This window comes from Amycolatopsis ruanii (assembly GCF_003385175.1).
In the GTDB taxonomy this organism is placed as follows: domain Bacteria; phylum Actinomycetota; class Actinomycetes; order Mycobacteriales; family Pseudonocardiaceae; genus Amycolatopsis_E; species Amycolatopsis_E thermalba.
Genome location: NZ_PQHY01000013.1, coordinates 110353 through 122407, shown reverse-complemented (window position 1 = coordinate 122407; position 12055 = coordinate 110353). Strand labels below are relative to the sequence as shown.

Below are 12055 nucleotides of genomic sequence, written 5' to 3'. Positions count from 1 at the left end.
ACCGAGGCGTTAGCGATCTGGAACATCCACTACAACTACCATCGACCACACACTGCTGCCGGAGATCAGCCACCCGCGACCCGGCTCCACACCGGCGTCACCAATGTCACGGCCTCATACAGCTAGCCGAGCAGCTCCTCGAGGAGGTCGGCCGCCCGCGGGGAACCGCCCTCGGCGCGGGTTTCGGTCCGCAGTCGGGCCGACGCGCGGGCGATTTCGGGATCGGCGACGAGTTCGAGCAGGGCGGCACGGAGGCTCTCGGCCGTCGCGTCCGCCGTGTCGAGTCGCCGGGCCACGCCGAGTTCGACCAGGCGGTCGGCGTTCATGAACTGCTCGGCGGCCTGCGGCACCGCGATCATCGGCACGCCGGCGTGCAACCCCTCGGCGCTGCTGCCCATGCCCGCGTGCGTGATGAAAGCGTCGGCCTGCACCAAGATCGCCGGCTGCGGCACCCAGGACCGGACGTCCACGTTCGCCGGGACGTCCCCGAGGTCGGCCGGGTCGACGTACTTGCCGATCTGCAGCACCACGTGCCACCCGGGCAGGTCCCCGAACGCGGCGAGGCACTCGCGGTAGAACCCGGCCTGGCGCGTGAAGGCCGAGCCGAGCGACACCAGCAGGACCTTCTCGGCGTCCGCGGGCCGCGTCCAGCCGCCCTCCTCCGCGCGGGCGCCGAGGCACGGGCCGACGAAGGTCACGCTGTCGTCCACCCGCTCGGACTTCAGCTGCATCGCCCGCGGAATCAACGCCAGGGTGCGCGGCGACCGGCCGGAGAAGGCGTCGCTGTCCAAAGTGGTCGCACCGCACCCGGCGAGCCACTCGGCGAACTTCGCGCGGTGGGCGTCGGCGCCCGGTAGCGCCCGCAACTGCGCGGCGACCTCCTCTTCGTAGCCGTTCCACGCCACGAAGGTCGGCGACAACTGCACGAACGGCCGCCCCTGCGATTCGGCGAGGGCACGCGCCGCGTACGCGCCGATGTCGTAGAGGTAGAGATCCGCCGGATCCTCGTCGTAGACGGCCCGCAGCTGCGGGAGAGCCTGGATCTGGTCGTCGAGGAACCGGTCCATCGCGGCGATCGGATCTGCGGGCCAGTCGTTGTCCGCCACCGGGAGCGTCGAGGTGCACGGCACCAGTTCGGCGCCGGTGGGCTCGATCAGGTGGGCGACCACGGGATCGTTGGCGTAGGTGACCCGATGGCCCCGAGCGACCAGTTCACGGATGACCTCGAGGCTGGGCAGAACGTGACTGACGGGGGCGACCCCAACCATGGCGATGTGAGACATGATGATCGAACCCTAACCGGGTCCGGGCCGCGCCACAGCTCGATTTCCTTGACCTCCACTTACCTGGAGGTTCTATGGTGCAGTCATGATCTTCACCGAGCGCGAGCGCGCTTACCTGACGAACCAGCCCCTCGGCCGGATGGGCACCGTCGACGCGAAGGGGCGTCCGCAGGTGCGGCCACTGGGGTTCCAGCTCAACGACGACGGCACGATCGACATCGGCGGGCCGGACCTCAGCAAGAGCCAGAAGTGGCGCAACCTGCAGCAGAACCCGGAAGTCTCGTTCGTCGTCGACGACATGACGCCGGACGAGCCCGGCGCGATCAAGCCCGGCTGGGGACGGGGCATCGAGATCCGCGGCACGGCCGAGCTGATCACCGGCATCGAGCCGCCCGCGTACGGCGGGCCGTGGTTCAGCAACGAGCGGATCCGGATCCACCCGCGTGTCGTGCACGCCTGGCACCTGGACCCGGACCCGCTCGTCCGGCGGGCTCAGGTCAGCGCCTGAGCCAGGTCCCGCCAGAGGTCCTCGGGGTCTTCCAGCCCCACGCTGAACCGCACGAGGCCGGCCGGCACGTGCGCGTCGCCCGGCCACATGGCACGGCGTTCGACGATGCTCTCCACCCCGCCGAGGCTGGTGGCGTGCCGGATCAGCCGCAGCGACGCGCACAGGCGGTCGGCGGCGGCCGCGGTGGCCGTGTCGAACGCGATCATCGTGCCCTGGCCGGGGTAGCGCACCTTCGTCACCGCCGAGTGCTCGCCGAGCCGCTCGGCCAGCAGGGCCGCGGTGCGCGACTGCTCGGCCAGCCGCACCGGCAGCGTCCGCAGCCCGCGCAGCGCGAGCCACGCCTCCAGCGCCCCGGGGGTCGCGCCGTTGCGGGTGCGGGCGTCGCGCAGCTCCTGGGCCACACCCGCGTCCGCCGCGATGGTCAGGCCCAGCAGCAGGTCGCTGTGCCCGCCGATCAGCTTGGTCGCGCTGTGCACGACGATGTCCGCGCCCAGCGACAGCGGCTGCTGCCCCAGCGGCGTGGCGAACGTGTTGTCCACGACCACCCGCGCGCGCTGCCCGGTCAGCGGCGCGATGTCGATCAGGTCGAGCGTCGGGTTGGTCGGCGACTCGACCCACACCACGTCGGCCTCGCGGGCGGCGGCCAGCCAGCCCTCCCGGTCGGACGGCTCGATGCGCCGCACCTTCAGCCGCCCCTTGCCCGCCGCGTGGTCGAGCAGGCCGCGGGTGCCCGCGTAGCTGTAGACCGGCACGGCGACCTCGGCGCCCACGTCCAGCAGGTCCAGCACCGCCGCCGCGGTCGCGATGCCCGACGCGAACGCCGTCGCGTGCCCGCCTTCGAGCGCGCCGACGGCCTCCTCCAGCGCCACCCAGGTCGGCGTGCCGTCCTCGCGCGCGTACTTGAAGCCCGCCCCGGCGAGGTAGGTGCTCGCCGGCACCAGCGGCGTGTTCAGCGGCTCACCCGGTTCGTCCGGCCGTCCGGCGGCCACCGCGCGCGTGCGTGGGGCCAGGTCGTCGAGGTTCACGCGTTCTCCCTGATCAGTGTGCGGGCCACCGTGGCGCCCGGGGCCAGCGCGGTCAGCCGCGACACCAGGTCGTCGGCCGCGTCCGACAGCGCGTCCAGCGACATCGGCTCGAGCCGTTCCAGCAGGAACAGACCGCGCTCGCTGTCCTCCCGCAGCCGGGTGCGCACGCACTGGCGGTGGTTCCAGCGACGGCAGGTCACCCCGGCGTCGTCCCGCCACACGACCTCGCCCGCGTCGGCCACCTCGGTGTCCGGCTCGCCGTTGCGGACGGTGTCGAAGGCCTCGTCGCCCCGCGCCCGGACCAGCCGCGGCAACCCAACGTAACAGTCGAGGTCCTCGCCGCCGACCGGCAGCCGGTGCTGCACGGACACCGCGTTGTAGAGGTCGACCACCCGGTTGACCTGTGGCAGCCCGGCGCTGGCGCGGCGCAGCAGGGCGTCCACCGAGGGCCGGGTGCGGTTCGGCTTCGCCCCGAACGCGCGGTACGCCTCCCGCCACGCCTCGACGTGGGGATCGTCACCAGCCGATTCGGCCGCGACGGCCAGCGCCTTCGCCGAGTCCTCGTCGCTGGGCCCGCTGGGCAGGCCCTCGACCACGACGGCCAGCACCGCGAAGTCCGGCCGCAGCGCGAAGACCTCCGGATCGACCCGGATCCCGTTCAGCACGTCAGTCATGAACGGTCATTCTACCGACCACATGGTGCAGTAAAGTGACCGACCATGAGCGACCCCGCCGCCGCCCTCGCCCGCAACATCCGCGCCCACCGCACGGCGCGGCAGTGGAGCATGGACGCGCTGGCCGCCCGCGCCGGGCTGAGCAAGGGCGTGGTCGTGGCGCTGGAGCAGGGCCGGGGCAACCCGAACCTGGCCACGCTGATCCGGGTCAGCGACGCGCTCGGCGTTTCGCTCACCGCACTGCTCGAAGGCGGGGAACCGCCTGCGATCTCGGTCACCGACACCGACACGGTGCTGTGGCAGGGCCCCTCCGGCGGCACCGGCCGCCTGCTGTCCGGTACCGACGCGCCCGCGCCCGCCGAACTGTGGCGCTGGCACCTCGAACCGGGCGAACGGCACGACAGCGAGGGCCACGCCGCGGGCACCCACGAACTCATCCACGTCCTGGCCGGTGAGCTGCACCTCAGCGTCGGCGAGCGGGCCGTCACCGTGCCGGCCGGATCGACCGCCCGGATGACCGCCGACGAGCCGCACACCTACGCCAACCTGGGCGAAGAGCCGGTCGACTACGTCGGCGTGGTCGTGGTGCCGAGCTGAACATGCGTCGCCCGCGGCCGGTGGGTACCGTGCAGCGACCGCAACGACAGGGAGGAATACGCATGGCACTCGAACGCCCCGAGGTCGAGAAGCCGACCGGGCCGCCCCCGGCTGAGCTGGAGGTCACCGACCTCGCCGTCGGTGACGGCGCCGAAGCCGCCGCGGGCAACGTCGTGTCCGTGCACTACGTCGGCGTCTCGCACGCGACCGGCGAGCAGTTCGACGCGTCCTGGGACCGGGGTGAGCCGCTGCGCTTCCCGCTCGGTGCCGGGCACGTCATCCCCGGCTGGGACCAGGGTGTGCAGGGCATGAAGGTCGGTGGCCGCCGCCGACTGGTCATCCCGCCGCACCTGGCCTACGGCGACCGTGGCGCGGGCAACGTCATCAAGCCCGGCGAGACGCTGGTCTTCGTGGTGGACCTGGTCGGCGTCAACTGAGCCGCGACGCCACGCGCGTCAGCAGGCTCACCACGGCCGAAGTGTGCGCGGCCGGCCGGGGGCGGTGCACCGCGTAGACCTCGCGGTCCAGCGCGCTCCCGGCCAGGTCGCGCACCACGATCCCGTCCGCGGCGCTGGCCACGCTCGCCGGCACCAGCGCCACGCCGAGCCCGGCCCGCACCAGCGCGAGGATCGCCGCGTAGTCCCGGGTCTCGTAGGCGATCCGCGGCTCCACCCCGTCCTTGGCGGCCAGCAGGTCCAGGCACGAGCGGTCGGCCGAGATCCAGTCGTCGTCGGCGAGGTCGATCAGCTTCACCTCGTCCGTTCGCGCCGCCCGGTGGTGGGCGGGCAGCACCAGCCGCAGCCGGTCGGCCAGCAGCGGCACCCGCGTCAGGCCGCGCGCGGGCGGTAACCGCCGCCCCGGGTAGCGGTGCGTGATCAGCAGGTCGAGGTCGCCGGAGACCACGAGGTCGTAGCCGTCCGGCGGTTCCAGGTCCACCAGCCGCAGCCGGGTCGCCGGGTTGGCCCGCCGGAATTCGCCCACGACCTGCGGCAACAGCACCTGCCCCGCGGTGGCGAAGGTGCCCACGGTCAACGCCGCCGGTGGCTCGTCCCGCAGGGCCGCAAGCGCTTGCTCCGCCTCCCGCAGCTCCCCGACGATCGCTTCCCCGTGCCGGACGAGCCGCCGCCCGGCTTCGGTGAGCACCGTGCCGGTCGCGCGGCGGTCCAGCAGCGCGCACCCGGCCTCGCGTTCCAGCCGGGACAGTTGCTGGGACAGCGCGGAGGCGGTGAAGCCCATGTTCCGCGCCGCGGTGGCGATGGATCCGGCGTGGGCGACCTCGACCAGGACGCGCAGCCGTTCGGCGACGAGCATGCCGTAAGTATCGCTAATGCCGGGCAATCGGAAAGCGCTGGCGGCTTACGGCCGGGTTGCGCACAGTGGAGACATGACAACCACCGTCGTCCCCGACGTCGCCAGCGCCGCGGAGCGCATCCGCCCGTACGTCCGCCACACCCCGATCCTGCGCGCCGAGGTCGACGGCCGTCCGCTCGTGCTGAAGCTCGAACACCTGCAGCGCACCGGCTCGTTCAAGCTGCGTGGCGCGCTGAACTCCCTGCTCACCGGTGAGCGGCCGGAACAGGTGGTCACCGCGTCCGGCGGCAACCACGGCATCGGGGTCGCGACGGCGGCGTCGATCCTCGGCCTGCCCGCGACGGTGTTCGTGCCGGAGGGCGTGCCGGCGAGCAAGGCCCGGCGGATCGAGGCGGCCGGTGCCCGGCTGGTGCGGGCCGGTTCGCGCTACGCGGAGGCGGCGGCCGCCGCTCACGAGGCCGCGGCCGCGCCGGGCGTGCGTTATGTCGAGGCGTACAACGACCCGGTCGTGGTGGCCGGTCAGGGCACGGTGGCGGCGGAGATCGTCGCCGACGCGCCCGAGGTGGACTCGATCGCGGTGGCCGTGGGCGGCGGCGCGCAGGGCGCCGGGGTGGCGCTCGGTTCCGGCGGGCGGCTGACGGTCGCGGTCGAGCCGGAGCGGTGCTCGTGCCTGCACCAGGCGCTCGCCGCCGGCCACCCGGTGGACGCGGAGGTGGACTCCATCGCCGCGTCCGCGCTGGGCGCGACCCGGGTGGGCGAGGTGCCGTTCGCGGAGCTGTCCGGGCCGGACGTGCGGTCGCTGGTGGTGGGCGAGGCGGAGATCGTCGCGGCGCGGGACCGGCTGTGGGAGGAGTTCCGGCTGGCCGTCGAACCGGCGGCCGCGGTGCCGTTCGCCGCGTGGCTGGCCGGGGCCGTGCCCGGGGAGGTGCCGTGCGTTCTGCTCTGTGGCGCCAACGCGGACTGGACGCCGTGACTACGCTGGGATCATGCCGGAACCGATCCTCGTGTCCATCGCCACCGCCGCGGCGACGAAGGCCGTACAGGGCCTGTACGAGCTGATCAAGCGCCGGTTCGCCGACGACCCGGAGGCGACGGCGGTGCTGGAGACCGCCACGCCCGAGGCGCCGGAGACCGTCGAGGTCCTGGCCGAGCGCCTCGACCGGGCGGGCCGGGAGGACCCGCGGTTCGCCGAGGCCCTGCGTGAGGCGTGGAGCCAGCACGGGGACGGGGCGAACAACCAGATCTCCGGGACGGTCCACGGCAACGTCGTGCAGGCGCGGGACATCAACGGCAACATCAGCTTCTAGGATCAACCGTCGTGTCGGTCGAGTGGAGCACTGTGCGCACCGAGCGCACCGTGCTGGCGATCGTGCACAACACCACGGCGGCGACGCGCCTGTTCGACATCCTGCCGCTGTTCGCCACGGATCCGCGGGTGCAGACGATCTTCACCTGCCCCGGGTCGAGCGCGTTCACCAACGGCACGCACGAGTACCTGGCGAAGGCCGGGATCGACGTGCTGCCCTGGGCGGAGGCCCTGGAGCGCCCCGCGGACCTGGCGATAGCCGCGAGCTACGGCGGCGACCTGCACAAGGTGAAGGCGCCGCTGATGGTCGTGCCGCACGGCATGGGCTACAACAAGTACCTCGATTCGGAGGGCCGCAGCGGGGTGTTCGGCCTGTCCGCGGACTGGCTGACGCACGAAGGCCGCGTCGTGCCGTCCGTGGTCGTGCTCTCCCACGAGGAACAGCTGGAGCGGCTGACCGCCGCCTGCCCGGAGGCCCGCGAGGTGGCGCTCGTCGCCGGTGACCCGTGTTTCGACCGGATGCTGGCCAGCCTCCCGCTGCGCGAGGCGTACCGGCAGGCACTGGGAGTCGACCCGGGCACGAAGCTGATCGTGATCTCGTCCACCTGGGGCGGCGAGTCCCTGCTCGGCAACGACCTGCAGCTCGCCCAGCGCCTCGCGACCAGCCTGGACATGGACGCCTACCGGATCGCGGTGGCGCTGCACCCCAACATCTCCGCGCACCACTCGTCCTGGCAGGTGCGGATGTGGCTGGACCACTGCCGGCGCGCCGGGGTCCTCGCCCTCCCCGAAGAGCGGTTCTGGTGCCAGGCGCTGGTCGCCGCCGACCTCACCCTGGGCGACCACGGCTCGGTCAGCTTCTACTCGGCCGCGCTGGGCACACCGGTGATCCTCGTCTCGGCCCCCGCGGAGGCCGTCGCTCCGGATTCCCCGATCGCCCGGCTGCTCGCCGTGGCGCCGCGGCTCACCGAGGACCCGGTCCGCCAGATCGAGGAGGTCATCGCCGGGCACGATCCCCTCCGGACGGCCGCGATCACCTCGTGCACCACCTCGCTGCCCGGCACCTCCGGCACGGTGCTGTCCGAGACGATCTACCGCCACCTCGGCCTGGACCCCGTGCGGGCGGACCTGCGCGTCCTGCCCGTGCCGGAGGTCGAGATCCCGGAACCACGCGCTCACCTGGCCCGGGTCGAGTTCCGTCGCGGCGAAGCCGTGGTGACCCGCTTCCCGGCGGACTCCCTGCGTGAACCCCGGCGCGCTCCGGACCGGACACACCTCGTGGTCGACGTCCGCGAGACCAGCGCGCGGCTGCTCGACAACGCCGACATCGTGGTGCACCACCACCCGCGGGATCCGGAGAGCTGGATCTCCGCGCAGCTGCGGTCGCTGCCCGGCTGCGCGCTGGCGCTCGCGCGCGGCCAGGACGGCTGGTTCGCGGGCACCGACGACGGCGGGCTCGTCCGGTTCGACGGCCTGACCGGGCCGGCCGACGCGTTCGCGTCCGCGCTCTACCAGCTGCCGGTCGGTGCCATCCCGGGGTCGCTCCGCGTACGGGTGGGCGGGCGCCCGCACCAGGCGCGGGTCACGGTGCTCAGGACAGCCCGGCGAGCCGCGCCGCGGCCATCTCCGCCTCACGCGGAAAGCCGAACCGGGTGAAGATCCGCTCGGCTTCGCGCAGGTCGGGCACGGGATCGGCGCCCTCGGCCCGTGCCACGTCGGCGAGCGCGAGCCGCGCCTCGCCCCGTTCGCGGTGGTAGCCGGTGACACTCGTCACCCCGCCGAGCAGCTCCCTGGCTTCGGCGAGACGTCCCGCGGCGCACAGCTTCCGGCCGCGCCACAGATCGGTCTTGACCACGTTGCCCTGATCCCGGTGGGCCGCGAAGTAGGCGCGGGCCAGGTCGAGCAGCGCCAGCGCCTCGTCCGGCTCCAGCACCTTGGCCAGGTGCATACGGGCCAGCGCGAGGCGGCGCTCGTCGGCGATGCGCCCGGCGAGGTCCAGGTTCTCCCGCAGCACGTCGCCCGCCCGCGGGTCACTCTCGTCGAGCAGCACCAGCCCGAGGCCCTCCAAGGCGGTGGCCTCAGCCTCGAGCGAACCGGCCTCCCGGGCGGCGTCCAGCGCGGAACGCAACACTTCGGCGGCGGTCTCGTACTCCCCTCGCTGGCGGTGGGCGAACCCCAGCTGGGTCCGGAGCACGGACACCAGCAGCGGATCACGCAGCGCCTCGGCGGCCGCCACACCGCGCTGGTTCACCTCGATCATGTCCTGGCCGTACCCGCCGCGCTCGTGCAGGACCCACAACGCGAGGGCGAGTTGTGCGGTGCGCATGAGCACCCCGGCGCGGTAGGCCTCGTCGACGGTGGCGCACAGGTTCGGGTGCTCGTCCGCCAGCCAGGTCAGCGCGGTCGCGCGGTCGTCGAACAACCGGAGGTCGTCGAGCAGCCGGTTCCAGATCCGGCCCGGGCTGACCACCCGGGCCGCCGACACCGCGTGCGCCCAGTAGTGCTCGATCAACGCGCCCATCACCGGCCTGCTCAGCTTGGTCCGGGCGTGGTCACGCACGAGCCCGAGCATCAGGACGCGTTCCTCGTCGGCGCGGGTGACGAGCCGGGCACGGATCAGGCCGCGCAGCCCGTCACGGGCGTCCTCGTCGGCCTCCCCGAGCGCCGCCGCGACCGCTCGGGAGCTGACCGCGGCGGACCCGGGATGCGCCCCCAGCACGCCGTACACCCGCTGGGTCAGCTCGTCCATCCGCTCGTAGGCGGCGTCCAGCACGGCCCGGACCGACAGCTCGCGGTCCCGGGACAGCTCGTGCAGGACCCGCTCCCGCCGAGCGAGCCGGGCGGCGGGCTCGTCGGTGTCCGCGTCGGCGAGCATCATGCCCACCACGCACAGCGCGATGGTCGAGCCGCCGCACACCTCGACCAGCTGATCGATCGCGTCCGGCTCGGCGGCGACCAGGCGCTCACCCGCGATCCGGGCCAGCAGCTCGCGGGACGCCTCCGCGCTCATCGGCTCGATGTCCACCTCCTCCGGAACGGTGTGCACCCGCAGCGTCCCCAGCTCGCGGGCCTGCGTGATCAGCACCGCGGAGTCTCCTTCGTCCGGCATGAGCGCGCGGACCTGGCTGGCCAGCACCGCGTCGTCGATCACCAGCGCGATCGACCTGCCGCGGCACCAGTCGCGCCACAGCGCCGACAGGCCTTCCAGGCTGTGCGGCAGATCCTCGGCGCGGAACTCACCGGTGGCCAGCAGCAGCGTGCGCAAGCCGGTGAGCAGCTGGTCGCTGTCGCTGAGCCCGCCGCCCAGGCGGACGAAGAACGGCCCGCCGTCCGGGTAGTCGCCGGTGTGCCGGTGGACCCACCGCACGGCCAGTTCGGTGCGACCGGAACCGGGTGGGCCCTTCACGATCACCACGATCGGGCGGCCGGTGCGGCGCGCGAAGATCGCGTCCAGCTTCTTCAGCGGGTCCTCGTGGTTCGTGTAGTGCGCCGTCAGGGGCGGCAGGAGGCTGTACCCCCGCGGCTCCGAGCGCGCCGCTCCGAACTGCATGGTGCCGGTGAAGTTGCCGACCTGCACCGCGTTGTGGGCGTCCCCCTCGAACCGGTTCCGCACGTACCAGCTCCCCATCACTCGACACCGGAACTACCGCACCATAGTGCTCCCCACCGCGTCACAAAGCACCAATGATTGCTACGGAGACATCCTGATGGCGGCACGGAGGGTCACGCCGCGGGAGCGCTCCTCACCGCGACCGGGTGAGATACATCGTGCAACGAAAAAACCCGGGCCCTGGAAATCCAGGGCCCGGGTTGTCGGGTGGGCGAGGAGGGAGTTGAACCCTCACGTCCTTTCGGACACACGGACCTGAACCGTGCGCGTCTGCCATTCCGCCACTCGCCCGAGTTGCTGCGACAGCGAAGAGAACTTTAGCAGGCCGTTTCGGGGCCCTTCACCGGGGGTCGTGTCGAAGGGCGCGGATCCCGATAGGATCGATGCGAAAGCACATGGTGCGAAGGAGGGCTTGGGTTCCGTGGGTCGCGTTGAGCGCTTCGATCGACGCCTGGAATCCCTGGTGGGCAACACCTTCGCACGCATGTTCGGCGGCAACGTCGTCACCCAAGAGGTGGCGCAGGCCCTGGAACGCGAAGGCGAGGACAACGTTCGTGAGCTGGCCGGTGGCAGGCTGCTCGCCCCCAACCACTACATCGTGTCGCTGGGGCCGACGGACTACGACCGGATGGCCGGCGATGAGTTGCGTGTCACCCGGGTGCTCACCGAAGCCGTGAAGGAGCACCTCGCCGAACACGGATGGGACACCTATGGTGACGTCGTAGTTTCGCTCGAGCGCAACGACGCGCTGCATACTGGACAATTCAAGACCCGTTCATCCGTCGACCCCGACGTCAGCGCGCGTAACGTCGCGGGTTCAGGACGGTCAGCACGACCCAGCAACGCAGGAGACCCAGCAATGAGCCAGCCCCCCGGCTACGGCCAAGGCCAATACGACCAGGGTGACCCGTACGGCCAGCAGGGCCAGTACGGCTACGGACAGCAGGGACAGCCCGGTTATGACCAGGGTGGCTATGGCCAGCCGGGTTACGACCAGGGGTACGGCCAGCAGCCCGGGTACGACCAGGGCGGCTACGGGCAGCAGCCGGGTTACGACCAGGGCTACGGGCAGCAGCCCGGCTACGACCAGGGCGGCTACGGCCAGCAGCCGGCCTACGACCAGGGCTACGGCCAGCCCCAGGGCGGGTACGACCAGGGCTACGCACAGCAGCCGGGCTACGACCAGGGCGGTTACGGCCAGCAGCCGGGTTACGACCAGGGCTACGGGCAGCAGCCCGGCTACGGCACCCCGCCGGGCGGTTACGGGCCCCCGCAGGGCGCGCCGGACCCGTACGCGCAGCAGGGCTACGCCCCGCCGCCGGCCGCTCCGGGCGCCGGGCGCCAGGTCCAGGCGGTCCTGCAGCTCGACGACGGCTCGAACCGGAACTACACCCTCAAGCAGGGCGGCAACGTCATCGGCCGCGGCCAGGACGCCGACTTCCGCCTGCCCGACACCGGGGTCTCCCGCCGCCACCTGGAGATCACCTGGGACGGCCAGAGCGCGACGCTCGCCGACATCGGCTCCACGAACGGCACCACGGTCAACGGCACCCCCGTCCAGACCTGGCAGCTCGCGGACGGCGACGTGATCCGGGTCGGTCACTCCTCGCTGGTGTTCCGCACGCAGGGCTGACACACGCGCCGGTAACCTGCGCCTGACCGGGTTCGCACCCGAAATCCCGTGTCCCGCAGAATGACTCCTGCGGGACGCCGCGGCGCACGCGTGCCACGGTCGGGAGAA

At 72.5% G+C, this 12055-nt stretch carries 12 protein-coding genes, 1 tRNA gene and 1 pseudogene; 8 read left to right on the top strand and 6 right to left on the bottom strand.

The features are described from left to right. Positions 1 to 126 (top strand): annotated as a pseudogene (locus D0D28_RS10215) (IS481 family transposase); the annotation flags it as partial. Here the strand turns inward: D0D28_RS10215 and D0D28_RS10210 are convergent. After that, the gene (locus D0D28_RS10210) at positions 123 to 1268 is read right to left on the bottom strand and encodes a macrolide family glycosyltransferase (RefSeq protein ID WP_116110442.1); all 1146 of its coding nucleotides are present in this window, start codon (positions 1266 to 1268) and stop codon (positions 123 to 125) included. The pseudogene D0D28_RS10215 and the gene D0D28_RS10210 sit on opposite strands and share 4 nt — an antisense overlap. A 100-nt stretch (positions 1269 to 1368) precedes the next feature. On the opposite strand from D0D28_RS10210, the gene D0D28_RS10205 reads away from it, so the two are divergent. Then, positions 1369 to 1791, top strand: coding sequence for a PPOX class F420-dependent oxidoreductase (locus tag D0D28_RS10205; RefSeq protein ID WP_116110441.1), 423 nt, complete (start codon positions 1369 to 1371; stop codon positions 1789 to 1791). Here the strand turns inward: D0D28_RS10205 and D0D28_RS10200 are convergent. Both D0D28_RS10200 and D0D28_RS10195 read right to left on the bottom strand, forming a co-directional pair. Further along, the gene (locus D0D28_RS10200) at positions 1776 to 2816 is read right to left on the bottom strand and encodes a trans-sulfuration enzyme family protein (RefSeq protein ID WP_116110440.1); all 1041 of its coding nucleotides are present in this window, start codon (positions 2814 to 2816) and stop codon (positions 1776 to 1778) included. The genes D0D28_RS10205 and D0D28_RS10200 overlap by 16 nt on opposite strands. Beyond that, positions 2813 to 3490, bottom strand: coding sequence for a B3/B4 domain-containing protein (locus D0D28_RS10195; RefSeq protein WP_116110439.1), 678 nt, complete (start codon positions 3488 to 3490; stop codon positions 2813 to 2815). The genes D0D28_RS10200 and D0D28_RS10195 overlap by 4 nt, the downstream gene beginning before the upstream one ends. 45 nt (positions 3491 to 3535) lie before the next feature. Between D0D28_RS10195 and D0D28_RS10190 the strand changes: the two genes are divergently transcribed. Both D0D28_RS10190 and D0D28_RS10185 read left to right on the top strand, forming a co-directional pair. Continuing rightward, positions 3536 to 4087: a helix-turn-helix domain-containing protein gene (locus D0D28_RS10190; RefSeq protein WP_116110438.1), complete on the top strand. Its 552-nt coding sequence runs from the start codon at positions 3536 to 3538 to the stop codon at positions 4085 to 4087. 62 nt (positions 4088 to 4149) lie between these two features. Then, positions 4150 to 4524: an FKBP-type peptidyl-prolyl cis-trans isomerase gene (locus D0D28_RS10185; RefSeq protein WP_116110437.1), complete on the top strand. Its 375-nt coding sequence runs from the start codon at positions 4150 to 4152 to the stop codon at positions 4522 to 4524. On the opposite strand, the gene D0D28_RS10180 is transcribed toward D0D28_RS10185, so the two are convergent. After that, a complete protein-coding gene (locus D0D28_RS10180; RefSeq protein ID WP_116110436.1) occupies positions 4517 to 5398 on the bottom strand; it encodes a LysR substrate-binding domain-containing protein in 882 nt (293 codons plus the stop codon). The two genes, D0D28_RS10185 and D0D28_RS10180, sit on opposite strands and share 8 nt — an antisense overlap. Before the next feature lie 73 nt (positions 5399 to 5471). Here D0D28_RS10180 and D0D28_RS10175 point away from each other — a divergent pair, with 73 nt between their 5' ends. The 3 genes from D0D28_RS10175 to D0D28_RS10165 are packed head-to-tail and all read left to right on the top strand — an operon-like array spanning position 5472 to position 8360. After that, entirely contained in the window at positions 5472 to 6371 is a 900-nt protein-coding gene (locus tag D0D28_RS10175) for a serine/threonine dehydratase (RefSeq protein WP_116110435.1), read from the top strand. 13 nt (positions 6372 to 6384) lie between these two features. Next, positions 6385 to 6705 (top strand): hypothetical protein, encoded by a 321-nt coding sequence (locus D0D28_RS35585; protein ID WP_162831026.1) that lies wholly within the window; start codon positions 6385 to 6387, stop codon positions 6703 to 6705. 11 nt (positions 6706 to 6716) lie between these two features. Then, positions 6717 to 8360: a hypothetical protein gene (locus D0D28_RS10165; protein ID WP_116110434.1), complete on the top strand. Its 1644-nt coding sequence runs from the start codon at positions 6717 to 6719 to the stop codon at positions 8358 to 8360. Here D0D28_RS10165 and D0D28_RS10160 read toward each other — a convergent pair. Beyond that, positions 8296 to 10317 (bottom strand): hypothetical protein, encoded by a 2022-nt coding sequence (locus D0D28_RS10160; protein ID WP_162831025.1) that lies wholly within the window; start codon positions 10315 to 10317, stop codon positions 8296 to 8298. The genes D0D28_RS10165 and D0D28_RS10160 overlap by 65 nt on opposite strands. Before the next feature lie 205 nt (positions 10318 to 10522). Beyond that, a tRNA-Leu gene (locus tag D0D28_RS10155) sits at positions 10523 to 10605 on the bottom strand. A 130-nt stretch (positions 10606 to 10735) separates the two neighbouring features. Here D0D28_RS10155 and D0D28_RS10150 point away from each other — a divergent pair. Further along, positions 10736 to 11947, top strand: a complete 1212-nt coding sequence (locus tag D0D28_RS10150) for a DUF3662 and FHA domain-containing protein (protein ID WP_094003385.1) — start codon at positions 10736 to 10738, stop codon at positions 11945 to 11947. The last annotated feature ends 108 nt before the right edge of the window (positions 11948 to 12055 follow it).